Here is a 23,407-nt window from a genome sequence, read left to right as displayed (position 1 = left end):
TGTCAGAGGATGTTAAAGCATGATGATTGCCCGCGTGAAATCAGCGGCTTAACCATCAATTCTTGTCAAAGCCAAGCACATCTCGCATATCAAACAAACCGGCCTGTTGGGGTGCCAGAAACTTGGCAGCGCGCAACGCGCCCTGAGCAAAGGTCGCCCGGCTGGAGGCCTTGTGCGTTAACTCTACACGCTCACCCACTCCAGCCAGAACCACCGTATGATCGCCCACCACATCGCCACCGCGCAGGGTTGCGAAGCCTATGGTGCCCGCTTCACGCTCACCAGTGACACCTTCACGCGCATACACGGCACAATCCTTCAGCGCCTTGTCTATGCCTTTGGCTGCGGCTTCACCCAAGCGCAGTGCCGTGCCGGACGGCGCATCGACTTTATGGCGATGGTGCATTTCGACGACTTCGATATCGTAGCCTTGGTTCAATACACGCGCGGCTTGTTCAACCAAGTTAATCAGCAAGGTTACACCCACGCTCATATTGGGCGCAAACACAATCCCGATATTTTTGGCAGCCGCTTCGATGCTAGCTTTCTCAGTTTCGCTAAACCCTGTGGTGCCAATCACCAGCTTCACCTGCGCCTGCTGACACGCTTGCAAATATTGCATACTGGCTTCAGGACGGGTAAAGTCCACCAGCACATCAGCCCCCTTCAATGCAGATTCAACATCAGAAGTAATCTTGACGCCACTCAACTTGCCAAACTGCTCACCAGCATCTCGACCAATCATGGCACTTTCAGCACGATCCAAGGCCGCATGCAGTTGCAAGCCAGGATCAGAAAAAACGCCTTCAAGCAGGGCATGCCCCATACGGCCAGACACGCCTGCAATCACTACTTTCAACATAACTCGCTCAACTTACTGTTTTATATACTATTTTAGACAAATGGATTAAAAACCGATTTGCTCCAACACGCCATCCAGATGCTCTGCGCTACCTTCTGGCGCCGTCACCTGTTGCTTGGTGGCTGGCAGTTCTGCACCATTGCCAGCACTTTCACGCACGATCAACCAGCGCTTGCTAGCGTTATCCAGCTTGAGTTGCAGACGTTTGACCATTTCGTCGCGATAGGCTTTAGAAGCATACTTCTGATTGAAGGTGACCACTGCACTATCCCCTTCCCGTGCCACGCTCACATCACTGATTTCGAGCGTGATTTTACCTTGCTGTGGAGACAGGCGTTTTTTACGTTGCGCCTCCCAAGCTCCGCGACTAGGCAACCCGTCTGGCACAAACTCAGGCGAGTAAGCAGCAAAATAAGCATTCACATTTTTGTTTCGCCAAGCCTGCGCCCAGGCATCCACCGCCGCCTCTACACTGACTTCAGGGGTAGCGGCTGGAGGTTGTGTTGCCACTTCAGCCTGGTCCATGGCAGGGGCAACCGTCGGCGTTTCGGCCAACATCACCTTGGGCGTTGCTGCTACTGCAGCCACGGCTGGAATCGTTGCCGTACGCTCACGCGTAATTAACCAGCGTTTTTGGCTAGGCTCATAACGCATTTCAAGCGTCTTATTCAACACATCCTTGTAAGCCTTGGCCGCATATTTTTGTTCAAACTGCACCACCGCAGAGGCACCATCGCGCTGCACCACAATATTATTCAAGACCAGTGTGATTGGGCCCTGGCTAGGAGAAAGGCGCTGCTTGCGTTGTGCCTCCCATGCCGCTTTACTGGGCAAGTTTTCTGGCACAAAGTCAGGTGCGTAGGCGGCCAGATAGGTTTTAATATTCTTACTACGCCAGGCCTGCGCCCAATTGGCCACTGCCTGATTAATCTCGGCATCACCAACAGCGGCAGAAGGCTCAGCAGCATTTTCTGCCACGGTCGCTACAGTAGGCTCGGCTGGCTTGGCAAGCACAGCTTCTGGTGGTAATACAGGCGTGACAGGTGCAGCCGCCAGACTTTCAGACTGAGGAGAGGCAGCGGGCTCAGCAACAACAGGCGCCACTGCAAGCGCGGCGGCAGGGCTGCTTGGCGTCACAGACTCTTTAGCTGTAGGCACTTGCGCAACCGCTTCTTTGACAGCTGGTTTTGAAACTGACGGTGGAGGTGGAGGCGGCAGCTCCGGTTCGGGTTCAGGTTCTGGCAACTGCTCCGCAATAAATGTAGGTGCTGGCTCGCTGGCTGCTTCTGCTTTTGGGGCAACGCCTTTTTCAGTCACTTGATGCGCTTGTGCATCCGTCGCAGGCTGATTGGCTTCAGCCATATTGCCCTTGATCATTTCCTGTTCGGTTGGGATGACAGGCGCGACATATTCACCCTCAGGAATATAAGGGATCACCTCGTCATCTTCAGTCATGTTGACTGTAGCCGATGGTGAAGCTGGCTTAGCCACCGGCGCAACAGGCAAGGGCTTGGTCTGCGGTTTAGGTGCGATTGATTTTTTGCTGTTTTTTGACTTAGGGGCAGCCTCAGCAACAGCAACGGTAGCGGCCGTCGCGGCGACCGCGGCCGATGGACTTACGCCAGATGCATTTGCAGCTGAGGCAGCACTCGCGGTGGAAGCCGCGCTTGCTGCAGTATTTGATTCAGCCGCAGGTGCTACCACAACAGGCGGCGCAGCATCCTGTTCAAAGACAGGCGGCGGCTCAACGGTGTCTGCAATTTGGGCAGCCATGGTTTTTTCATTCATGGCCTGTGTGCTGGCAGCCAAAGCCGGAGTACTCGCCTCTGCCGGATTCGCTTTCACCATTTCTTGCGGCGCAGGGGCTGCCTTATATTCCCCCTCAGGGATATGCGGCACAATTTCTTCATCGGCCATCTGCTGCGCAGTGACAGCTGGTTGAGCTGGTGCAGGAGGGGTTGCAGTTACCGCTTTATTGACTGAGTCCGCTTTGGCTGGCTTAGCGTCCTTCGCTTGAGCATCACCCTCCCAGAATTTCAGCTTGTCCGCCCAGGACTCCTCTTTCGGCGCTTCAGCTTTTTTAACCGGAGCTTCTACAATGGTTTTGATGTCCGGGTTCTCTGCCGAAGGAATCACATCGCCACGCACAGCCACCAGGCTGTCCTTATCAAAATCCAGAATGACCCGACGTTTTTCAACAATTTGGCCTTGCTGGCGTAACTCGTAAAAATAGTCCCAGCGATTATCACTGAAACTATCTACGATGAGCGGTGTCCCCATAATGTAGCGGACTTGCGAACGGTTCATACCCGGCCGCAGTTGCATTAACATTTTTGAAGTCACCACATTGCCCTGCTGGATGTCCATCTTGAATGGTTTCATTGATGGAAGCTTGGCGCCGCACCCACTCTCCAGAGATGCGACAACCAACACAAATAAGATAGAATTACGCATTGGATTCACTTTATAATCGGTATATTCATTACATACATTAATATACCACGTAGTTTCGCGAATCAAGTACGCCATACTACTTAACCCTCGGACAAAAATTATGCATGATCCTAAAGACCTCAAAAATGCAGGCCTGAAAGCAACACTGCCCCGTTTAAAAATTCTGGAGCTATTTGAAAACAGCGAGCAGCGCCACCTGTCCGCGGAGGATATCTACAAGATCATGATCACCAACGGCGAAGACGTGGGCTTGGCAACGGTCTACCGCGTCTTAACGCAATTTGAGCAGGCGGGCTTGCTGGTACGGCATCACTTTGAGAGTGGCAAAGCAGTGTTTGAAATGAATGAAGGCACTCACCATGATCATATTGTCTGCATCAAATGTGGCCGGGTAGAAGAGTTTTATGATGAAGAGATCGAAAAGAGACAGAAAGCTGCCGCCGAAAAATATGGCTTTAGCATGCAAGACCACTCTTTAACTATTTATGGGACATGTACAAAAACATCTTGTAACGAATCCTGATATTCAACCATCAACTATTCAGGTCTTAACACCGACCTGGATACGCTTGATTGTCAGCCTCGATCAGAGGCATGTTAAGTCCACAGATTCACATGCATAGTGCTGCTGGTTTTCCACCTATCGCCAGTGCCGGCGCCCGAATCCTGATTCTGGGTTCTCTGCCTGGAGTGACCTCCCTGCGGCAACATCAATATTATGCGCACCCGCAAAACGCGTTCTGGCACATCATGGAAACATTATTCGGGATTCCAAAACAAACGGCTTATGCGCAACGCTGTGACCAGCTGCAATCACTCAAGTTGGCGGTATGGGATGTGTGTCACTCGGCCAGCCGACCTGGCAGCCTGGATAGTGCGATTGTCGCCGAGTCTGTGATTGCAAATGATATTCCAGGCTTACTCAAACACATTCCAACCATAGAATGTATTGCCTTTAATGGTCAAGCAGCGGCAAAGCTCTTTAAAAAGCATGTTGTTTTAGAGACCACAATCCCGCAGATCACCCTGCCTTCAACAAGCCCGGTACACGCCAGCCTGAGTGTTGCGCAAAAGCTTGCACAATGGCAAACGCTACAAGTCAGGCTGTCACACCCAGCATTTCTTTCGCATGCTGGCGAGTCGCCTCTGTAATCTGCAAACCGCCCAGCATACGCGCGATTTCTTCAATCCGTTCATGCGCATTGAGTGCATGAATTCGGCTCAAGGTCACGCCTTGCTGTTCAGACTTGCTGACTTGCAAATGTTGTTGCGCCTGCGAGGCCACTTGCGCCAAGTGGGTGATGACCAGCACCTGCCTGTGTCGACCCAGTTCACGCAACAAACGGCCCACCACTTCGGCCACTCCGCCACCAATGCCCACATCCACTTCATCAAAAATCATGCAGGGTACGGTGCCTAATGACGCGGTGGTCACTTGCAAGGCCAGGCTGATACGCGACAACTCGCCGCCTGACGCGACTTTATTGAGCGGCCGCGGTTCGACCCCGGCATGACCGGCCACCATAAACTCCACCTGTTCAAGGCCATAGGCAGCCGGTTCGCCCGGCGTCAGACTCACCGCAAAACGCCCCCCTTTGAGTGACAGTGCCTGCATTTGTCCGGTGATGGTCTCGGATAAGGCTTGCGCCGCCTGGTGTCTGATAGCAGACAGTGCGGCGGCTTGTTGCTGATAAGTCTGCCACGCTGCCTGCACCTGTTTTGCCAAGGCTCCGTCATCGGCAAACGTTTCCAGCTCAGCCATCCGGCTTTGCTGCTGTTGCAACAGTGCTGGCAACTCATCCGGCTTGACCCGATACTTGCGGGCCGCGGTGTGGATCGTCTGAATACGTGACTCCACCTCAGCCAAACGCTCGGGATCAAGTTCACTTTTTTGCAAATGCCGATTGAGTGCCCGACTCGCTTCTTCGAGCTGAATCACCGCCGAATCGACCGTTTCTGCAATTGGTTGCAATCCGGCATCGATGACTTGCAATTCAGCGAGCTTGCCTTGCACTTGCGACAACAAATCCAGCGCATTGACCTCCTCGCCTTCACTCATCATCTGCAAGCTCGCCTCCATGCCAGTCAGCAGGCTGGCACCATGACTGAGCCTGACGTGCTCTTGCTGCAAGGCCAGCCACTCTTCTGCCGCAAAGCCTAGCTGTGATAACTCCCGCGTACTGTCACGCAACAGCGCCAACTCGTCTGCATACTCACTGGCATTTTTCTCGAATGCCGACTGTTGCTGATGCAACTGAAACCAAGCTTTATAACTTTTAGCCACGTCTTTAGCCAAAGGCACTGCCTGCGCATAGGCATCCAGAATTTCTCGCTGGGTGGCCATTTTCAACAAGGAGTGATGTGCATTCTGGCTGTAGATATCAATCAGCGTCTCCCCGATTTCACGCAACTGCCCGACGGTTGCAGAAACACCGTTAATAAAGGCACGGCTGCGGCCATCGGCATAAATCACGCGCCGCAGAATCAAGCTGTCATCAACGGCCATTTCTTGTGCACGCAGCCAGTCTGCAGCCGCCTGGTTACCCGAAATATCAAACGTGGTGGAAATCTCGGCTTTGTCACAGTCCTTGCGCGTCACATCGCCTTCGTTCCTGGCGCCCAGACTCAGCGACAGCGCATCAATCAAAATCGATTTGCCTGCACCTGTCTCGCCGGTGAGTGCCGTGTAGCCTGCCGAGAACTCCAGTTCCAGCGCATCAACAATGACAAAATCTCGAATAGATAGGGCTTGTAACATAGATGGTTAAACGGGCGCATTAGCCCCAGTTGAGTTTGTTGCGTAACATATCAAAATAGCAGTAGTCTTGAGGGTGCACGAGCCGAATCGACTGCTCAGCGCGCGCAATACGCACATGGTCTCCGGCGGCCAAAGGGAATTGGCCTTGGCCATCATAACTCATCTGAGCGTCTGCCGCGCTGACCACAATCACTTCAATCACACTGTCCGCAGGCACGGTGATCGGCCGATAACTGAGCGTGTGCGGACTGATAGGCACGATCGAAATCGCCTCCAGATCGGGATGCATAATCGGCCCGCCGGCAGATAAACCATATGCGGTTGTCCCGGTCGGCGTGGTCAAAATCAGGCCATCCGAACGCTGTCTTGACACAAACTGACCATCCACATGCACCTCAAGCTCAATCAGGCGAAAGGCGCTTTTAATTACCACATCGTTTAAGGCAACCACAGGCAAAACCTGGCTGCCCGCTCTGGTCACCACTGAATGCAGTAACATGCGTGACTCAAGCTGAAAATGACCCTGTAAAATCTCGTCAATCTCATCCAGCATCTGGTCCGTTTGCAAGTCAGTCAAAAAGCCGAGTCGCCCGCGATTAATGCCAATCAAGGGCACGCCGGTTTCACGCAAAGCACGGCCGACGCTCAGCATGGTTCCATCGCCGCCCATGACAATTACCAAATCGGCTTTGCTGCCTATCTGCTCCAGCGAGGCCTGCTCAAAACCTTCTTGTTCCACATAGGCTGCGGTATTGGCTTCCACACAGACATGCAGCCCCTTGGCTAACAAGTGATGTGCCAAGCGGGTCAAATCACTTTGCATTTGCTGCAAGGCAGCAGTGTCCATATACTTGCCGACAATGGCAACTGAGCGGAATGTAGATTGCATGCCGCATTAAAGCATAGAAGCCCTGAACTGAAAAGCTAAAGGGGCTGTTATCCCAGGCGCAAATGATGCAAAATCTAACTCATTCTAATGAGATCGTCTAAAGTGGATAAACGCGCGCAAATTTTGCTTAAAACCTTGGTAGAGCATTACATCAGTGAAGGGCAACCCATAGGCTCCCGCACCCTGCTCCAGCATTCCGGCCTGGATGTCAGCCCTGCGACAATACGTAACGTCATGAGCGACCTCGAACAATTGGGGTTTATTGCTAGTCCACACACCTCTGCGGGCAGAGTGCCCACCAAAAAAGGCTACCGCCTGTTTGTGGACTCGCTGATGACGGTACAGCCGCTTGATCAACGCGCCCTCGCCCAGCTTAAAACTGGGCTATCCTCGCCCGACCCGCAAGCACTCATTAACAATGCGGCGGATATGCTCTCGCAACTGACCCAGTTTGCAGGCTTGGTCATGACGCCCAAGCGTAGCCGCAACGTGCTTAAACACCTTGAGTTTTTACATATCAATGACAAAAAAATACTCGTGATTCTGGTGACCGATGACGGCCAGGTACAAAACCGGATTGTCCTGACCGACCGCGCCTTTAGCGCCAGTGAGCTCACCACCGCCAGCAATTATGTCAACAGCCACTGTCAGGGACTCACCCTGGAAGAAGTACAGATCAAGCTCAAGCAGGAGCTGCAACAAATGCAGGCAGACATCAATCACCTCATGTCTGCTGCGCTGGATGCTGCCAGCCAACCAGAGCCTTCAGAAAAAGAGGCTGTGGTGATTGCGGGCGAACGCAAACTGCTAGAAGTGAATGAGCTCTCAACCAACGTCGGCAGCTTGCGCAAACTGTTTGAGATTTTTGAACGCCGCACGGCGCTGATGCAATTGCTTGATCAAAGTCAACGCGCCGATGGTGTACAAATCTTTATCGGTGGCGAAAGTGGCTATCTGGCACTGGATGAATGCAGCTTGGTCACTGCACCCTATGAAGTCGATGGTCAGGTCGTGGGGACGCTGGGCGTGATCGGCCCGACCCGAATGGCCTATGAGCGGATTATCCCGATTGTCGATATCACGGCCAAGCTATTATCTAGCGCACTCTCAAACTAAATATTGCCAGACCATATCAGGCTAATAATTCCGACACCGAGATCAGCCACGGTCGGATAAACCTTCTACTGCTGTTTTTTCACAATCCTGATCTACATGCTTGTCTATGTTGCGCAAAGCGCTCGACACAAGCTCGTTTTTTATCACTCAGGAGTTTGTTATGAAAAAATCCGCTTTATCCGTTGCACTGTGCCTATGTACTTTAATCATTAATCCCACGTATGCTGCAACCTACGATGCGACCCGAGCTGGTGGCGGTTATGTTTTCAGCAATATTTTTAGTGGCAATACAAGTTTCAATGACTACATTTCGTTTAGCACTGATGGCTTACAACAAGTCCTCACCAGTATTTCTGGTACAGGAACCACCTTTCAGTTCAAGGAATTTAACTTACTGGATGAAAACAAAAATCTGGTCATGAATGGTACGGTATTCAATTCCGGCCCCAATCTTTCTTTTGGATTTACAAATAGCATTCAACAAGGTAGCTACTATCTGCAAGTCGTTGGAGAGAGTACAGGTACAAATGCCAGCTATGCAGGGACCATTACCTTAGCGAACGCAGTCCCAGAACCTGAGTCCGCAGCGCTGATATTGGCGGGATTAGGCCTCTTAGGATTGAAACGCAGAAGACAAGCTTAAACATGATTCAGCCCTCCCTTGTTAGAGCAACGTTATGCTCTGGCAAGGGCTATTTTGTCTACGCAACAATTTGATTTTCTTTTATAAGAAATATTCACCCGTCAGATTCCTCTGACACACTAATCAGCTTGGATTGACTGCCTACGCTCTGCTCAATTACTTAAAATACCCGCATGTTTAATCCCTTTGGAGAGGAAATCATGAAAAAACCATCCCCTGTCTCACTTCAGAAATCCCTGGTTTGGACTGCCCTGCTGGTCCTGACTCTGAGCACTTCTGCCTGTGGCTCTATGAGCACGCGTGGTAAAAACACTGCCATTGGCGCGGGTGTAGGCGCAGTCGCGGGCGCAGTTTTAACTGGTGGCAGCTCCATCGGAACGGTCGGTGGTGCGGCGGTTGGTGGCGTGATTGGTAACCAGATTCATAAGAAATAACCTAGATCTAAACAAAGATTCTGGTCGCAAATCAGCCGCATGATTTGCGACCAGATTAACTATCGCAACAACAAACGTCGGCACTTTTCAAAACAAGGTGAGTCATAAAGGCACTTTTCACTTAAAATGCGTTCATGACTTACTACCAGCCAGAACCTGCTTACACCCACGGCAGTCAACCAAAAGTGGGTATCCTGTTAGCTAACCTGGGCACGCCTGACGCCCCCACGGCGAAAGCCTTGCGGCCTTACCTGCAGCAGTTTTTGATGGATAGACGCGTGGTCGAAATCCCGCGCTTTATCTGGTGCTGGATTCTGCATTGTATCATCTTGGTGATTCGCCCGAAAAAATCGGCAGAAAAGTATTCCAGCGTGTGGACAGACCAAGGTTCACCGCTCATGGTTTATGCCCAGCAACAGAAAACCTTATTGCAACAGAGTCTGGCTAAACACATCAACAGCCCGTTTGCCGTCGAACTCGGCATGACCTATGGCAACCCCAGTATGAAAAGCGCCATTGACTCCCTCAAAGCGCAAGGCTGCGACCGCATTTTAGTATTCCCGCTCTACCCGCAATACGCGGCCAGCAGCACTGCGGCGGCGCTAGACGCGGTATGGCGCGTACTGCTTAAAATGCGCAATGTACCCGCCATCCGCACCATCAAGCACTACCACGATCACCCTCTGTATATTCAAGCCTTGGCCAGCCATATTAAAGCCTACTGGCAACAACACGGCCAGCCGGAAAAACTGGTCATGAGTTTTCACGGCGTGCCAAAATTCCACCTACTCAAAGGTGACCCATACCACTGCGAATGCCACAAAACCGGACGCTTGCTAGCTGAGGCCTTAGGCTTAAGCAAAGACCAATATCAAATCGCCTTCCAGTCCCGCTTTGGCCGTCAGGAATGGTTGCAACCTTACCTCGCCAACACGCTAGACGCGTTGGGTAAACAACAACTCAAACGGATAGATGTCGTTTGTCCCGGCTTTAGCAGTGACTGCCTGGAAACCCTGGAAGAAATTGCCATGGAAGGCAAACACTTGTTCCAGTCGGTCGGTGGAGGCGAATATCACTATATCCCTGCACTCAATAGTGAAGCCGTATGGATTGAAGCCATGCGTGATATAGCACTAGAGCATTTGCAGGGTTGGGTGAGTAATGAGTTTGACTCAGCAAAAGCAGCAGCTGAAGCACAAGCGAGTAAACAACACGCTTTGGCAATGGGCGCTGAAAAATAACGCTGCGGCTCGAACATCACATTTTTTAAACATTTAAAAGCCCTCATGACTGACATGTCATTTTCCAGCATCTAACTTGGCTGCACGTCAAAAGGATGAAAACACTGGCCAAAGCTTCGCTATCTAGATAGCCAGTGTTGGTGGAGAGAGCGCCGTGATGTTGAGTCAAAAAATTAGTATCAGCATTTATCTGCCTGAGAACCGTGCACAAAGATAGCAAATCTATCTCCTGCATTTTGCACCAAGCATAAAAACTCATTTCAGCGTTCATTCGCATTGGTCTTGCTTGCAGCGCTCGCCTATTCCACTGCCAGCCCTCCCCAATTACGCGTTATAATCGCGTTTTAACGTTTTTATCGTTCCCCTATGATCATTATCACCGGTGGTGCAGGCATGATTGGTTCTATCATGGCCTGGCATTTAAACAACAAACTGGGTCGGCAAGACCTGGTGATTGTTGACCGTATCACGCATGAAAACCAGTGGCAAAACCTGGTACACAGACACTATGCCGAATACCTGGATAAAGACCAGCTGTTTGAGTTTCTCGAAGAGAATGATGAGATCACGGCAGTGATTCATATGGGGGCGATCAGCGCAACCACCGAGCGTGACTTTAACAAGCTGGTGGCGGATAACATGCATTATTCGCAAGACTTGTGGTCCTGGTGTGCCGAGTATGAGGTGCCGTTTTTCTACGCCAGCTCTGCGGCCACGTATGGCGGTGGTGAACAAGGCTATGACGATACCAGCATTGAGAACTTGCGGCCATTAAACGGCTATGGCTACTCCAAGCACTTTTTTGACCAGTGGGTGTTGCAGCAAGTCGCACAAAAGCAACCTACCCCGCCCGCCTGGGCTGGATTCAAGTTTTTTAACGTCTACGGGCCGAATGAATATCACAAAGAGCGCATGGCCAGCGTGGCGTATCACACGTTTAACCAGTTTAGCGAGACCGGGACCATGCGCCTGTTTAAAGGCACCAAAGAAGGCATAGAGGACGGCATGCAGTTGCGTGACTTTGTCTATGTCAAAGACGTGGCGGATGTGATGGGCTTTTTCCTGGAATCAGCCCTCAAAAACAAACCGGTTGCTAGCGCGATTTACAACATAGGCACCGGTCAGGCACGCAGCTTTAAAGACCTGGCGACCAACGTGATGACCAGTATGCGCCGAGAGCCCAACATCACTTATATTGATATGCCGCAAGACCTGCAGGGCAAATATCAGTACTTTACCCAAGCAGAGATGAAGAAGCTGCGCGATGCGGGATATAAAAAGCCGTTTACCTCGCTGGAGGAAGGCGTCAAAGACTATGTGCAAAACTATTTGATGCAAGACGACCCTTACGCATAAGTCATCCAACAATTGAGCGATAGATTGTGAGCGATATGAACCATATTGAATACCTCAAAGGCGAACACGCCGCCCATATGGCGATGTTTCAAGCGCTGGAGCCCTTGTTTCCACTCATCAGTGACGTGGGCAACTTGCTGCGTGACTGTATTGCGCGCGGGGGCAAGATTCTGCTGTGTGGCAATGGCGGCAGTGCGGCAGATAGCCAGCATATTGCAGCAGAGATTGTCGGCCGCTTTAAAAAAGAGCGCAAGGGTCTGCCCTCAATTGCACTGACAACAGACACCTCCATCCTGACCTCAGTAGGCAACGATTATGGCTATGACTATATTTTTGCCCGTCAGGTAGAAGCCCTCTGTCGTCCGGAGGATGTGCTGATCGGCCTCACAACCAGCGGCAATAGCGCCAATGTGGTCCGTGCCATTGAAACCGCCAATGAAATTGGGGCCACCACCATAGGCATGACTGGCGGCAAAGGTGGCAAGTTAAATGCCCTGTGCAAGCACAACATTGTGGTGCCATCCAGCGTGACTGCACGCATCCAGGAAGCGCACATCTTTATCGGCCACAGCTTGTGCGAGATTCTGGAGTCTTAAGTCTGATGAATCCTGCATTCAGTAAAGTTGTGCAGCAGTTTGGTGAACACGGTGCCCATGCCCTGGTGATTGGGGACGTGATGCTAGACCGCTACCTGCTCGGCGAGGTCAACCGCATTTCACCTGAAGCACCGGTCCCGGTTGTGCTGATCAAATCCGAACAACAGCGCGTAGGCGGTGCCGCCAATGTAGCAGCCAACCTGGCATTATTGGGTATCTCAACCAAGATGATTGGCTTGATGGGCAATGATAGTGAAGGCCAGACCTTACTCAAAGCCATGCAGTCACATGGGATTACGACCGAGGCCATGCTCACCAGCCAGCATCGTCCAACCATTGCCAAAACCCGTATTCTGGGCGGACATCAGCAAATGCTCCGTCTGGATCAGGAAGATACCCAGAATTTGAACGAAAGCGAACAAGCTGAAATTCTGGCCAATATTGACACTGCACTGGCAGCGCAACCTGCCCTGGTGATTTTGTCAGACTACGCCAAAGGCTTGCTCACCGAAACCGTCTGTCAGCAGGTGATCCAGCGTTGCCGCGCACGGCAGATACCGGTATTGGTAGATCCTAAAGGCCGCGATTACAGCAAATATCGGGGGGCAACTGCACTCACGCCGAATAAAAAAGAAACCGCCGAAGCCTGCGACAGCAGCCAGCAAGATCCGGCGCTAATCGCCAAAGCAACGGCGCTCAAGCAACGCTTGCAACTGGATTTTCTAGCCGTCACCAGAGGCGAAGAGGGCATTACGCTGATTGATGACAGCACCCACCATCTGAACGCCACCGCCAAGCAAGTATTTGATGTCTCAGGCGCAGGGGATACCGTGATTGCCACCCTGGCTGCCGGGCTGATGCACGGGCTGTCGGCACTGGATAGCTTGTCATTGGCCAATATTGCCGCTGGCGTGGTGGTCGGCAAAGTCGGCACCGTGCCAATTACCAAGGCCGAATTACTTGATGCGCTGATGACAGCACAAGGCAATGAACAGGCGCACAAAATCTGCGCACTGGAAGAGCTCAAGCAAAAGGTCAGCCGCTGGAAACAGCAAGGCCAAAAAATCGTTTTTACCAATGGCTGCTTTGATTTATTGCATGCAGGCCATGTCACTTACCTTGAAGCGGCCAAAAAGCGGGGCGACAAACTGGTGCTGGGACTCAACACCGATCGTTCGGTATCTGCACTTAAAGGCCCGACCCGACCCGTGGTGAATGAAAATGACCGTGCGCGCGTGCTGGCCGCCCTGGAGTCTGTGGACGCGGTCATTTTGTTTGATGAAGACACGCCTTTGAACCTGATCATGGCAGTTCAACCTGATGTCATTGCCAAAGGCAGCGACTACACCGCAGCCCAAGTGGTCGGCGGCAAAGAGGTGCTCTCTTGGGGCGGTGAAATTGCATTGATTGACTTGGTGGAAGGCCGAAGTACCACCAACCTGATTAAAAAAATGCATGCATGAGTAGTGCTGACAAGATTCTGGTCATCGGCCCGTCGTGGGTAGGCGACATGGTTCTCGCGCAAAGCTTGTTCAAGCAACTCAAGTCGGACCGTCCCGCTTGCCAGATTGATGTAGCTGCACCTTCGTGGACACTGCCATTGCTGGCGCGCATGCCCGAAATCACCCAAGCCATCGCCCTGCCCTTCAAACACGGGCAATTATCTTTAGGCGAGCGCTGGCGCTTTGGCCGTGGCCTGAGGGTTCAGGGTTACACACAAGCCATCTTACTCACCAACAGTCTGAAATCAGCCATTTTGCCCTGGGCTGCCGGCATTCCATTACGGACCGGTTTTAAAGGAGAGATGCGTTACGGCTTGGTCAATGACATGCGCCCGCTGGATAAAACCCGTCTCAAAAAAACTGTCGAGCGCTTTATGACGCTGGGCTTAAGCCCGCAAACTGTGCTCCCTAGCGCCTTGCCACAACCTGCATTGGTCGCTGATGCAGCCAATGCTGACCGATTACTGCACGCTTTCAAGCTCGATGCCTCCAAACCGATGCTGGGTCTCTGCCCAGGGGCCGAATATGGCGAAGCGAAACGCTGGCCAGCCGAGTATTACGCGCAAGTCGCCAATCATGCGCTAGATGCAGGCTGGCAAGTGATGCTGTTTGGTTCCGATAAAGATGCCCCGGTGACGGCCTCCATCCAACAGCTCACGCAGCAGCGATGCCTGGACCTGGCGGGCAAAACCAGCCTGGGGGATGCAATTGACCTGATGTCGTTGTGCCAACGCGTGGTCAGTAACGACTCGGGGCTGATGCATGTGGCTGCCGCACTGGATAAGCCATTGGTAGCGATTTATGGCTCCTCTGACCCGAAACATACGCCACCGATGCACCCGGATGCAGTGATCCAATATCTGGGGCTGTCATGTAGCCCGTGTTTCAAGCGTGTATGTCCGCTCGGTCATTTGAATTGTTTGCGACAATTGTCCCCTGAACAAGTCTTACCCACACTCGCACTCACGCGCGTGGAGTTTGCGTCATGAAACGCTTTTCTTACCTGCAAAAAATCACGCAAGCCCAGTGGTTAACCTTGTATTTGCTGGCCGCCTTTCTGATCGTCAGCAAAATTATGTATAACCAGCACGGCTGGGTAAACAACGACTCACTGTTGTATTTTGAGCAGGCCAGACTTCTTGCTGCCGGGCAATGGCAGCAGGCGTATCGCCTGTTCTCGTGGCCGTTCTACCCAAGCCTGCTCGCACTGATACACCGCAGTACGGGTCTGGAGATACACAGCGCGGCCATCGGCTTGAATATAGTGTGCTTTGTGCTGTTTGTCGCAGGCTTTCAACAATTGCTGCTAGAAGCGGGCGCCAAGTTGCGCACGCTGCACTGGGGGCATGGCCTGCTGTTCTCCACGCAATATATGGTCGGCAGTGTATTAGGCATGTTGCTGCGCGACGAGGGCTTTTGGGCGGCCTATACCTGGGGCCTGGTATATTGGCTACGCAGCCTTAAAACGCAACGCTGGCAGGACCTGCTGGCGTTTCAGGCCGCCATGGTCATCGCCACCTTATTCCGGATTGAAGCGGCGGTTTATTTGCTCGCCCTGCCCTTCTGCGCGCTTGCCTATACCGGCTTAAGCGCCTCAGCGCGAATAAAGCTTTGGCTGCGCGCCAATAGCCTCAGCCTGCTCACGGCATTGATGTTAGGTATCGCCTTACTCGCTGGCGTATTGCGACTGGATCAATTGGGCAGGTTGCAAGAAATCGTCACTCAGGTCACGCGCCTGTTTGGGGAACGCATTGATTTTATTCAACAAAAAGCCGCCATTATCAACCAGCAGGTATTAGGTGAAGATCTGGATGAATACGGCCTGTTCAGCCTCTGGGTGACCTTGATCCTGATTGCCATCAGCAAAACATTAAAAACGGCCGGCCTGCCAGCATTAATTGCCATCTGCTGGCCCAAACAGAGCTGGTGGTCGCGCTTACCGGCACCCGCCCGGCATCTGGCGCTGACAACACTCAGCGTCAGCTTTGTCGTCAGCCTGGTGATCTTGTTGAATGTGTTTGTCCTCTCCAGCCGCTATGTCATTGCCAGTGGCATCGTGTTTATTTTCCTTGCCGCGTTTGCCATGACTGAATGGCAAAGCCGCTGGCCCAAGCTCAGTACCAGAGGGGTTGCCTGCTTGCTGGTTACCATGCTCGCCTATTCCTTGTGGGATAGAAATCCGATTGATCTTGATCGGCAGGCGGTGGACTACATCCAGACCATCAACCCACAACAGCAACCGGTATTTTATGACACCGAAAATGCGCGGTTTTATGCCCACCAACCATATCAGGATAGAGTACTGGGTCATACACTGTTTCCCGAGCTGGTCAAGCAGCAGGCGATCTCGAAGTATGACTACTATATGATCACTATCAGCAAGGATGCAGTGGATGTGGCTTATGAACAGCTCGCTGTGCAAACCTTGCAAAAAGCCAATTTCAAGCTGGTCAAAACCTTTTACGGTTGGCGCGGTAAATCTAAAGTCATGATTTTTAGCAAACAGGCCGTGATACCCTGATGCAATACGTTAAAATTCATAAAAATAATTCACTATTCGTTCAGGCCTCCTCATGATTCATTCGCTGACCCAAAAATTTCCCATTCTTAACCTCTGGCAACCACCGTTCAAACATTTACTGCGCTTAAGCATTCTTTGGGTGATTCTGGTGGCGTGTACCGCAAACGTCTGCAACAGCTTTTTCATTAAATGGGGTTTCCGCGACGACTCCCGCTATGCGTCGCTAGTAGGGGTGATTGATGGCACGGCTTACCAGCCCTATGTTTACCGCTCAACGGTCCCGCGTCTGGCTGACCTGGCCGTACAGCAGATTCCGGAAAAGAAACAAGAAAAGCTGTTTGAGCGCATCATCTCGTCCGACAAACTGAAAAACCATTTCTTTCACGATGTACCTGCCGAGGAATGGACGCCTCGCGTGGCGCTGGACTACCACCTGATGTATGGCCTGACTTTGCTCAGTTTTCTGCTGACGCTGATTTACCTGCGCAAGATTTTTCTGCACTTTTCTGACAACTACTCGGCCTCTATCCTTGCCGTGGTGCTGTTTAGCCTGATCTATCCGCTGACCTTCAAGCGTGGCGGCTATTTTTATGATTTCTTTGAACTGCTTGGTATCACGGTCAGCACTTATTACTTTCTGACTGACCGCAAGTTTCTGGCGTCCATCTTGCTCATGCTCACGGCATTTAACAAAGAAACCGCCTTCGTTGCCGCATTCGGTTTTTTCTTCTTACATGCCAAAGACTATCCCATGCAAAAGCGCGTGGCTTATTTTGCACTACAATTCATTGCCTGCTTCCTGATCCGGCAATGGATCATCGCACCCTATACCGGGAACACGGATTCAGCCCTACATTTTCACTTGCTTGATAACGCAAAATTCTGGCTCAATCCGGTCAATTACTTCAAATTGAGTGATTTTTATACACTGGGATTGTTCTCGCCCACGTTGCAGCACGTCTTGCTGTTTCCATGGCTGGCCTACTGGATACGCGCTGGCTGGCAACAAATGGATGACATGCTCAAACGGTATACATTGGGGATTTTTATTCCTAACCTGCTGCTGTTCCTGAACTTCACCACCAAGGATGAGTTCAGAAACTTCTCGCTGAGCATGATCGCCTTGTACATCATCCTGATTCATGGGTTTTCAAACTTCAGGCAGTGGCTGGACCAGAAGTGATTACGCACACATGAGATTCCTAGATAAATTGCGCATGGGTTACCGGCGCTGGCAATTGGGTGACGCCTTCAAGCATCAATACAACTGCCACCCGGACTTTGACCTGCAGCGCGGGGAGCACAGCTGCACCGTCCTCTGGAAAAAGCAGCCAATAGCCACCATCCCTTTTGCGCATACGCTGAGCCAACAACAACGGGGACCATGCTGGATCGTCGCTTCCGGCCCTTCGCTGGCCGAGATTGATCTGCAGAAAATCGCCTCGTATCCGACCATCAGCCTCAATTGCGCAATTAAAAAATTTAGCGCGGCCAAGCTCCATCCGACCGACTGCGTGATTGTGGATCACCGCGTATTTGAGCGCCAGTGGGATTGTGTCGTCGAATCTGTGCGTTCGGGCGCGCGCTGTTTCTTCAACTTTGAAGGGCTGAGTATTATTGCTGAGCGTGCGCCAGAACTGCTGAAGCAAGGCAATCTCTACCTGATTGAATCGGTGAGTCGCAAATATGGGGTGGCCAGAGGCAGCGCCGAGCAATACTTGCAGGCTTTTACGCAATCGCCTGAGATTCTGCTGGCCCCGGATTTATTGCCCTTCTGCCGCTCAATTGGCTTTAGCCACAATTTAAAACAAGGCGTGTTTGCCGGGAAAACGGTGGCCACCTGGGCAGTACAACTGGCGTTTGCCCTAGGCTATGAGGCGATTTATATTCTGGGTATGGATTTGGGTGGCACCGGTAAAGCCCATTTTTATGCCGACCAGCACAATCCTTCACCAGATTTTCTGCGCTATTACGAACCGCATATTCGCGGCTGCTTTGAGCTGGCGCGTCTGGCCAGTGAAAAAACAGGGGTTAAGCTATATAATCTGTCGCTACAGAGCGCCTTGCCTGCCGAGATTATTCCAAAAATGTCGTTTGCCGAGGCTTTGCAACAAATTACCGAGACGGCATCCGTCAAGAAATGATTTAAGTTATGAAAATTATTATCCCGCTGCAAACCTGCTCCACGCGTATTCCGCATAAAAATATTCGCCCTTTTTATCAGGACGATTCGCTGTTCGACATCAAGGCCAAGCAAATTCTGACCTTTGAAGCGCCAGAAAATGTCTATGTGTCATCAGAAAGTGTGGAACTGGTCAAACCGTTGTGTGACAAGTATGGCTTTCACTTTATGCAGCGCGATGCCTCCCTGACCGGCAACAAAATTTATCAGCCTGACCTGGTCAAAGCGCTAACCGACCCGCTGCCTGGTGACGATGACATTATGTGGATTCAGGTCACCTCGCCCTTGTTTAATCAGTTCAAGGAAGCTTTGGCGGTCTGGAAAGATGTCCGCAACGATTATGATTCGCTGGTTGCTGTCAAGCCGTTCAAAGGGCATTTGCTGGATGGCAAGGGCAATCCGGTCAACTATGGGTTTGGTTACTGGCACAAGGTCTCGCAAGACTTGCCCAAGTTATATTCGGTGTTGTGGAGCCTGTTTATTCTCAAACGCGAGACGGTCAACCGCTTTCACTACCATATCGGCGTCAATCCCTACTTGTTTGAAACCAACCATATGGTGGTCGATATTGATTACCATGAGGACTTCGAGCTGGCAGGCATGATTTACACCAAGCTACACGGTACGATTTAATTCACCCCGCCAAATCTCTCACGCCGCGCTTACATGGCCACGCCAGCGCGGCGTTTGCGCTGGTACTTGGCGTAAAGCTTGTCGGCACGCTGCGCAATGGCACGGTAAAATGCCGGATCCCCACGCAGTAACTGACGGTCGTCACCAACATAATGCCGAAGAAATGTGAGCAGATCTCCGCGGGTCAATTGAACATCCATGGCTGAAAAATACAGCGCAGCCAGATCTTTCATTTGCATACGTTGCGAAGGCTGTGCGCGGATTTCTGCTCTATGCAAATCCAGCACATGCAATCGTGGCGGCATTAGCGTCAATTCAGCCGCTTTAAAGCAGAAGTGGCAGATATAAAAGTCACGATGGTAGAGCGGATACGCATGCATCTGACGTGCAATCTCCGCCACCCTGCGGATCAGCGCACGCTTGAACCGCAGGGTGGGCGGTGTGATTTGCCACTGTAGCGCCAAATCCTCCAGCGTGACAATCTCACCCAAATCCTCGGTAATCACAAATGAGCGCTGAGTGGCGGGCAACCAGCCCTGGATGCCATGCCCCACATAAGGCGTGGTGGGAATATGCAAGCGCTGCAAGGCGGCGATGGCCGCCACCTCATTCTGCGCATTCACCACCGGGCGTTTAAAGCTGAGCCAGTTTTTGAACAACTCGCCCCACCCCACACCAAAATGCCGTTTAATAAAAAAATGCTGGCCGGCCAGCGCAATCCGCAAGGTCTCGCGTTCGGCAACCTTGCGGAAACTTTTGCCTGGCAACTGCATAAAAAAATCAAACACATCCGGCCGTTGCCGAATCTCGGCAGGCAGCGGATTTTCTGCTTTAAATTGCACCGTGGTACTCATGACGCCTTGTCTTTGTGCAAGGCCAAAAAGCGGCTGCAATTCTGAATCGCCTGCAATAACAATGGTTGATATTTGGCCATGAGGCTGTCTTGCGTGCTGGCAGATAACGATTCATCGTGCGGCCCGGTCGGCACAAAATGATCCACGCCATGATGCAAATATGGAATACGGTACTTCATATCCGTTGTTTGCACGCCAATAGAGTGCCAGTCACTGACCACAACAAATGGGCGTGACTGCGTGGTCAGCAAAGACAGGCCAAGCGAATAGCTGCTGCTATCCTCAGGCGCACCCAGGGCCTGTAATAACGTTGGTGAAATATCCAAATGGCTGGTCATACGCTCAATTTCGGCATGCGCGTGCTGCGGCATCCACACCACCATGGGCGTATGTGTCTGCTCCTCAACAAAACTTGAGTTATGCCCCCAGAAGCCCTTTTCCAGAAACTCTTCTCCATGATCGCCAGTGATGATGACAATGGTATTGTCTAATGCGCCCTGCGCACGCAGTTCATCGAGCACCCGCCCCATCTGTTGATCTACCCAATGGGCAGCATTGGTATAGCGGTTTTTGAACTCGCCGATCTTGGGCTTGAGCGACTCGCGGCTCATGCCCCAGTAATTCACATCCTTCAAATACGGGGAGGCAATCACGGCTTGCTCCGGGAAGTCATAACGCGCATGCGTAGACTCAAAGAAGAAAAAGCTCATAAATGGCCGCTGTTTGTCCCGCGCACGCAAAAAGGCGATTTGCTCAGAGGCATTTTGTTGGTCACGCTGCCAGGGGGTTAACTTCTCCTCCGCCTCGTGCAGCTGTGCAAGCGGTACGCTGGCGAATAAGGTTTTATTAAACTCGGGATAAGAAAACAGTGCGCTGGTACGCAGGTCGAGTTGGTAGTTCAAGGCCTGCACCCGCTGCATGAGTAAGGGCGGCTGTTGTGCATGTAAAAAGCTGGACCAGTAAGAGCCATATAGCCCATAAAACATGCCGAACAGGCCTTCACGCGTACCGTTGCCACTAGAATAGTGGTTTTTAAAATACAAGCCTTGCTGCGCAAATTGCCAGACATGAGGCATGATCTCAGGCGTTAAACGATCCCAGCGCAGAGACTCTGCCACCAGAATGACAATATTCGGCGGCTGTTGGACGGCGCTAAACGTCACCGCCGATAAAGGATACTGAATTCTGGAAGTATCCACATTGAGGTGATTACTGCTATGACGCACCGTTTGCACGCCCATTTTTTCTGCCCAGCTGCGGAAGGTAATCCGTTTATAGAAGGGATAGACTGTCGCCGAATCAAGAATCGCCCCGTTATTTTTGACATCACTGATGCCATACAGGACAGCTTGCGCGACAAAGGCCAGCAGCACAACCAGGTACAAAGGCCGTGTCAGCAATAACGCGGGCTTGAATGACTGCATGCGCGTACTCAACCACCAGGCGAACTGCTGAATCAGGATGACAATCGCGACCGATACGCCGATCGCCACATAGGTCTCGTCGCTGGTCCCCAGCGAGGCCAGGCCGCCCTTGGTGGTAACAAGATTCCAGATAAAGCCGTTGAAATGAAAGTTATACAGGTCATAAATCATTAAATCCGATCTGACCAGTAAAATGCCTATTACGGAAAACGTGAGCGCCAATAGTGCGGTATATCGATTGATGGTGCGTGCCAGCAGTGATTGCAGCCAGGCCGGGATCAGGGTCACGACGGCATAGGCAAAACTGTAAAACAGCCAGGCACAGACATGAAACCAGAAGGCTGCGCCCGTAGTGGCTTGCGCACCAATGCTGAAAAATCCCCAGCAGGTGGCCAGCATGTGCAGTGTAGTCAGGCCTAAAAACAGTTTGAGTGGTGAAATTTTCTTCATGGCGGCATTCATCTTTAAGCAGTCAGGCGACGGTTAGGGCGCACAGAAAGCCGTTACAGGCGACAATTCAAGCTGATGACAAACGGTCACCCCATGCGTCTGGCAGTAGGCTTGCCAGTCCGGCATATCGGTCCAGTCTGCGACAAAAATGAAATCCAGCCCGGCGCCAGTCGAAGCCTGATGATCAAAGCGGCTATCGCCAATAAACAAGGCCGGGAACTGGATGGTCCCATCGGCAATCATGCTGGCCAGGTGCTCATTCTTTTTAGTCGGTCCACCATAAATGCCCAGTTCAAACAGCGTATCCAGGCCACGGCGAGGGAAAATTTGCCGCAATTCTGCTTGATCTCCGCCAGACAGCAGCATCCACTTGGCGTTTGCGGTTTCTTTTTTCAAATCCATCAGTGCAGGCGCCACCTCACACTGCATCAGGGTTTCATCCAGAATCTCGGTAAACGTATCCATAAAGGCCTGAAAACGCTCAGGCGTTAAAGGCTGTTTGATAATCTCGGTGATGTAATAACGGATTTTGTCATTGCGCGGGATGCTGCCCAACTGGATATGATAGTCAACAAAAGCCTTCGCCTGCGCCTCCGTCCCCCCCATCCGCTTGGCGGTGTTGTAATAGGCATCCACTTTGGTCTGGTTGCTATTGAGGACAACGCCATCGCAATCGAGCACAATGGTTTTATACAGGGAGAGGTCTGGTCTTTGGGGCATAACGGAGTGGGCTTGGCAAATAAAAAAGGCTTGTATCACTACAAGCCTTCATTATAGACGATTTGTCTAACGCTATACTTATTTGGCCGCCACGATCGCAGAAGCCTCTTTCGCCAGCTTGGTGATCTGTGCCCAGTCCTTATTGGCTACGGCATCGGCAGGCGTCAACCAGGTACCACCGCACACAACCACGTTAGGCAATGCCAGGAATTGTGGGGCGCTTTCAACGCTGACACCACCGGTCGGGCAGAATTTCACGTCGGCAAATGGGCCAGCAAAGCCTTTGAGCAGGTTAATGCCCCCCACCGCCACCGCTGGGAACAATTTCAGGAAGTAGTAATCATCGGCATTCGCCATCATGATTTCTGAGCCGGTAGACACGCCTGGCAACAGTGGCAAGCCGATTTCACGGGCATATTTACCTAACTCGCTGGTGTAGCCTGGGCTGACCGCAAACTGGCAACCCACATCCTTGGAGTTTTTCGCATCTTTCAGGTTACGTACGGTCCCGGAACCCAAGATCGCGTCAGGCACATGCTTGGCAATTTCTTCCATGGCTTGCAGTGCAACCGGGGAACGCAATGTGACTTCCAGCACCTTAATGCCGCCTTCCAGCAACGCTTCGGCCATCGGCACCGCATCTTCCACTTTGTTAATGACAATCACCGGAATCACCGGGCCATGATTTGCTAACTCTAATGTGCTCATGTTTTGAATATTGACCTAATAAATAAAAAAATTGTTTTTTTAATCGTTTGCTTTATGTAAATGA

Annotated in this window: 22 protein-coding genes; 14 read left to right on the top strand and 8 right to left on the bottom strand. The window is 51.7% G+C overall.

The window, feature by feature from the left end; genetic code table 11:
- Nucleotides 1-55: 55 nt before the first annotated feature.
- Both dapB and ACFQ1T_RS13255 read right to left on the bottom strand, forming a co-directional pair.
- A complete protein-coding gene (gene dapB, locus ACFQ1T_RS13260; RefSeq protein ID WP_379077573.1) occupies nucleotides 56-862 on the bottom strand; it encodes a 4-hydroxy-tetrahydrodipicolinate reductase in 807 nt (268 codons plus the stop codon).
- Between the two features lie 45 nt (nucleotides 863-907).
- Nucleotides 908-3,244, bottom strand: a complete 2,337-nt coding sequence (locus ACFQ1T_RS13255; RefSeq protein WP_379077570.1) for a L,D-transpeptidase Cds6 family protein — start codon at nucleotides 3,242-3,244, stop codon at nucleotides 908-910.
- Nucleotides 3,245-3,416: 172 nt separating this feature from the next.
- Between ACFQ1T_RS13255 and fur the strand changes: the two genes are divergently transcribed.
- On the top strand, nucleotides 3,417-3,839 hold the full coding sequence (gene fur, locus ACFQ1T_RS13250; protein ID WP_194747128.1) for a ferric iron uptake transcriptional regulator: 423 nt from the start codon (nucleotides 3,417-3,419) through the stop codon (nucleotides 3,837-3,839).
- Nucleotides 3,840-3,931: 92 nt separating this feature from the next.
- Nucleotides 3,932-4,468 carry a DNA-deoxyinosine glycosylase gene (locus tag ACFQ1T_RS13245; protein WP_379077565.1) on the top strand — a complete coding sequence of 179 codons (537 nt, stop codon included), beginning with the start codon at nucleotides 3,932-3,934 and terminating at the stop codon, nucleotides 4,466-4,468.
- On the opposite strand, the gene recN is transcribed toward ACFQ1T_RS13245, so the two are convergent.
- Both recN and ACFQ1T_RS13235 read right to left on the bottom strand, forming a co-directional pair.
- Complete coding sequence (recN, locus tag ACFQ1T_RS13240) at nucleotides 4,416-6,074, bottom strand: DNA repair protein RecN (protein WP_379077562.1); 1,659 nt, start codon at nucleotides 6,072-6,074, stop codon at nucleotides 4,416-4,418. The two genes, ACFQ1T_RS13245 and recN, sit on opposite strands and share 53 nt — an antisense overlap.
- A 19-nt stretch (nucleotides 6,075-6,093) precedes the next feature.
- Complete coding sequence (locus ACFQ1T_RS13235) at nucleotides 6,094-6,963, bottom strand: NAD(+) kinase (protein ID WP_379077559.1); 870 nt, start codon at nucleotides 6,961-6,963, stop codon at nucleotides 6,094-6,096.
- Nucleotides 6,964-7,050: 87 nt separating this feature from the next.
- Between ACFQ1T_RS13235 and hrcA the strand changes: the two genes are divergently transcribed.
- From hrcA to ACFQ1T_RS13175, 12 genes are all read left to right on the top strand, one after another.
- A complete protein-coding gene (gene hrcA, locus ACFQ1T_RS13230) occupies nucleotides 7,051-8,079 on the top strand; it encodes a heat-inducible transcriptional repressor HrcA (RefSeq protein ID WP_194747132.1) in 1,029 nt (342 codons plus the stop codon).
- A gap of 160 nt (nucleotides 8,080-8,239) precedes the next feature.
- A complete protein-coding gene (locus ACFQ1T_RS13225; protein WP_194747133.1) occupies nucleotides 8,240-8,722 on the top strand; it encodes an FxDxF family PEP-CTERM protein in 483 nt (160 codons plus the stop codon).
- Between the two features lie 200 nt (nucleotides 8,723-8,922).
- The gene (locus ACFQ1T_RS13220; RefSeq protein ID WP_275356932.1) at nucleotides 8,923-9,156 is read left to right on the top strand and encodes a glycine zipper 2TM domain-containing protein; all 234 of its coding nucleotides are present in this window, start codon (nucleotides 8,923-8,925) and stop codon (nucleotides 9,154-9,156) included.
- A gap of 134 nt (nucleotides 9,157-9,290) precedes the next feature.
- Nucleotides 9,291-10,397: a ferrochelatase gene (gene hemH / locus ACFQ1T_RS13215; protein ID WP_379077554.1), complete on the top strand. Its 1,107-nt coding sequence runs from the start codon at nucleotides 9,291-9,293 to the stop codon at nucleotides 10,395-10,397.
- Nucleotides 10,398-10,763: 366 nt separating this feature from the next.
- On the top strand, nucleotides 10,764-11,753 hold the full coding sequence (gene rfaD, locus ACFQ1T_RS13210) for an ADP-glyceromanno-heptose 6-epimerase (protein WP_313983884.1): 990 nt from the start codon (nucleotides 10,764-10,766) through the stop codon (nucleotides 11,751-11,753).
- Between the two features lie 35 nt (nucleotides 11,754-11,788).
- Complete coding sequence (locus tag ACFQ1T_RS13205) at nucleotides 11,789-12,349, top strand: D-sedoheptulose 7-phosphate isomerase (RefSeq protein WP_313983882.1); 561 nt, start codon at nucleotides 11,789-11,791, stop codon at nucleotides 12,347-12,349.
- 5 nt (nucleotides 12,350-12,354) lie between these two features.
- The gene (hldE, locus tag ACFQ1T_RS13200) at nucleotides 12,355-13,812 is read left to right on the top strand and encodes a bifunctional D-glycero-beta-D-manno-heptose-7-phosphate kinase/D-glycero-beta-D-manno-heptose 1-phosphate adenylyltransferase HldE (protein ID WP_379077550.1); all 1,458 of its coding nucleotides are present in this window, start codon (nucleotides 12,355-12,357) and stop codon (nucleotides 13,810-13,812) included.
- Nucleotides 13,809-14,840, top strand: coding sequence for a lipopolysaccharide heptosyltransferase II (gene waaF, locus ACFQ1T_RS13195; RefSeq protein WP_379077547.1), 1,032 nt, complete (start codon nucleotides 13,809-13,811; stop codon nucleotides 14,838-14,840). Before hldE ends, waaF begins: the two co-directional genes overlap by 4 nt.
- The gene (locus tag ACFQ1T_RS13190) at nucleotides 14,837-16,372 is read left to right on the top strand and encodes a hypothetical protein (protein WP_379077544.1); all 1,536 of its coding nucleotides are present in this window, start codon (nucleotides 14,837-14,839) and stop codon (nucleotides 16,370-16,372) included. Before waaF ends, ACFQ1T_RS13190 begins: the two co-directional genes overlap by 4 nt.
- A gap of 52 nt (nucleotides 16,373-16,424) precedes the next feature.
- Complete coding sequence (locus tag ACFQ1T_RS13185) at nucleotides 16,425-17,555, top strand: hypothetical protein (protein ID WP_275356938.1); 1,131 nt, start codon at nucleotides 16,425-16,427, stop codon at nucleotides 17,553-17,555.
- 10 nt (nucleotides 17,556-17,565) lie between these two features.
- Nucleotides 17,566-18,516: a hypothetical protein gene (locus tag ACFQ1T_RS13180; RefSeq protein WP_379077541.1), complete on the top strand. Its 951-nt coding sequence runs from the start codon at nucleotides 17,566-17,568 to the stop codon at nucleotides 18,514-18,516.
- An 8-nt stretch (nucleotides 18,517-18,524) separates the two neighbouring features.
- Entirely contained in the window at nucleotides 18,525-19,187 is a 663-nt protein-coding gene (locus ACFQ1T_RS13175; protein WP_194747143.1) for a CMP-N-acetylneuraminic acid synthetase, read from the top strand.
- A 29-nt stretch (nucleotides 19,188-19,216) separates the two neighbouring features.
- Here the strand turns inward: ACFQ1T_RS13175 and rfaP are convergent, their stop codons facing one another.
- The 4 genes from rfaP to eda form a co-directional block, all read right to left on the bottom strand.
- Nucleotides 19,217-20,041 (bottom strand): lipopolysaccharide core heptose(I) kinase RfaP, encoded by an 825-nt coding sequence (rfaP, locus tag ACFQ1T_RS13170; protein ID WP_379077537.1) that lies wholly within the window; start codon nucleotides 20,039-20,041, stop codon nucleotides 19,217-19,219.
- Nucleotides 20,038-21,915 (bottom strand): sulfatase-like hydrolase/transferase, encoded by a 1,878-nt coding sequence (locus ACFQ1T_RS13165; RefSeq protein ID WP_379077534.1) that lies wholly within the window; start codon nucleotides 21,913-21,915, stop codon nucleotides 20,038-20,040. The genes rfaP and ACFQ1T_RS13165 overlap by 4 nt, the downstream gene beginning before the upstream one ends.
- Nucleotides 21,916-21,948: 33 nt before the next feature.
- Complete coding sequence (locus ACFQ1T_RS13160) at nucleotides 21,949-22,635, bottom strand: HAD family hydrolase (protein WP_379077531.1); 687 nt, start codon at nucleotides 22,633-22,635, stop codon at nucleotides 21,949-21,951.
- Between the two features lie 78 nt (nucleotides 22,636-22,713).
- On the bottom strand, nucleotides 22,714-23,343 hold the full coding sequence (eda, locus tag ACFQ1T_RS13155; protein WP_194747147.1) for a bifunctional 4-hydroxy-2-oxoglutarate aldolase/2-dehydro-3-deoxy-phosphogluconate aldolase: 630 nt from the start codon (nucleotides 23,341-23,343) through the stop codon (nucleotides 22,714-22,716).
- Between the last annotated feature and the right edge of the window lie 64 nt (nucleotides 23,344-23,407).

It is taken from the genome of Methylophilus glucosoxydans (genome assembly GCF_042676145.1).
In the GTDB taxonomy this organism is placed as follows: Bacteria; Pseudomonadota; Gammaproteobacteria; order Burkholderiales; family Methylophilaceae; genus Methylophilus; species Methylophilus glucosoxydans.
Note: the sequence above shows the minus strand (reverse complement) of the source record. Positions and strands in the feature narration are given on the sequence as shown.

What these genes read in the sequence shown, in the direction of transcription:
- dapB (WP_379077573.1), bottom strand. Translation starts at nt 862, where the DNA reads ATGTTGAAAGTAGTGATTGCAGGCGTGTCTGGCCGTATGGGGCATGCC.
- ACFQ1T_RS13255 (WP_379077570.1), bottom strand. Translation starts at nt 3,244, where the DNA reads ATGAAACCATTCAAGATGGACATCCAGCAGGGCAATGTGGTGACTTCA.
- fur (WP_194747128.1), top strand. Translation starts at nt 3,417, where the DNA reads ATGCATGATCCTAAAGACCTCAAAAATGCAGGCCTGAAAGCAACACTG.
- ACFQ1T_RS13245 (WP_379077565.1), top strand. Translation starts at nt 3,932, where the DNA reads ATGCATAGTGCTGCTGGTTTTCCACCTATCGCCAGTGCCGGCGCCCGA.
- recN (WP_379077562.1), bottom strand. Translation starts at nt 6,074, where the DNA reads ATGTTACAAGCCCTATCTATTCGAGATTTTGTCATTGTTGATGCGCTG.
- ACFQ1T_RS13235 (WP_379077559.1), bottom strand. Translation starts at nt 6,963, where the DNA reads ATGCAATCTACATTCCGCTCAGTTGCCATTGTCGGCAAGTATATGGAC.
- hrcA (WP_194747132.1), top strand. Translation starts at nt 7,051, where the DNA reads ATGAGATCGTCTAAAGTGGATAAACGCGCGCAAATTTTGCTTAAAACC.
- ACFQ1T_RS13225 (WP_194747133.1), top strand. Translation starts at nt 8,240, where the DNA reads ATGAAAAAATCCGCTTTATCCGTTGCACTGTGCCTATGTACTTTAATC.
- ACFQ1T_RS13220 (WP_275356932.1), top strand. Translation starts at nt 8,923, where the DNA reads ATGAAAAAACCATCCCCTGTCTCACTTCAGAAATCCCTGGTTTGGACT.
- hemH (WP_379077554.1), top strand. Translation starts at nt 9,291, where the DNA reads ATGACTTACTACCAGCCAGAACCTGCTTACACCCACGGCAGTCAACCA.
- rfaD (WP_313983884.1), top strand. Translation starts at nt 10,764, where the DNA reads ATGATCATTATCACCGGTGGTGCAGGCATGATTGGTTCTATCATGGCC.
- ACFQ1T_RS13205 (WP_313983882.1), top strand. Translation starts at nt 11,789, where the DNA reads ATGAACCATATTGAATACCTCAAAGGCGAACACGCCGCCCATATGGCG.
- hldE (WP_379077550.1), top strand. Translation starts at nt 12,355, where the DNA reads ATGAATCCTGCATTCAGTAAAGTTGTGCAGCAGTTTGGTGAACACGGT.
- waaF (WP_379077547.1), top strand. Translation starts at nt 13,809, where the DNA reads ATGAGTAGTGCTGACAAGATTCTGGTCATCGGCCCGTCGTGGGTAGGC.
- ACFQ1T_RS13190 (WP_379077544.1), top strand. Translation starts at nt 14,837, where the DNA reads ATGAAACGCTTTTCTTACCTGCAAAAAATCACGCAAGCCCAGTGGTTA.
- ACFQ1T_RS13185 (WP_275356938.1), top strand. Translation starts at nt 16,425, where the DNA reads ATGATTCATTCGCTGACCCAAAAATTTCCCATTCTTAACCTCTGGCAA.
- ACFQ1T_RS13180 (WP_379077541.1), top strand. Translation starts at nt 17,566, where the DNA reads ATGAGATTCCTAGATAAATTGCGCATGGGTTACCGGCGCTGGCAATTG.
- ACFQ1T_RS13175 (WP_194747143.1), top strand. Translation starts at nt 18,525, where the DNA reads ATGAAAATTATTATCCCGCTGCAAACCTGCTCCACGCGTATTCCGCAT.
- rfaP (WP_379077537.1), bottom strand. Translation starts at nt 20,041, where the DNA reads ATGAGTACCACGGTGCAATTTAAAGCAGAAAATCCGCTGCCTGCCGAG.
- ACFQ1T_RS13165 (WP_379077534.1), bottom strand. Translation starts at nt 21,915, where the DNA reads ATGAAGAAAATTTCACCACTCAAACTGTTTTTAGGCCTGACTACACTG.
- ACFQ1T_RS13160 (WP_379077531.1), bottom strand. Translation starts at nt 22,635, where the DNA reads ATGCCCCAAAGACCAGACCTCTCCCTGTATAAAACCATTGTGCTCGAT.
- eda (WP_194747147.1), bottom strand. Translation starts at nt 23,343, where the DNA reads ATGAGCACATTAGAGTTAGCAAATCATGGCCCGGTGATTCCGGTGATT.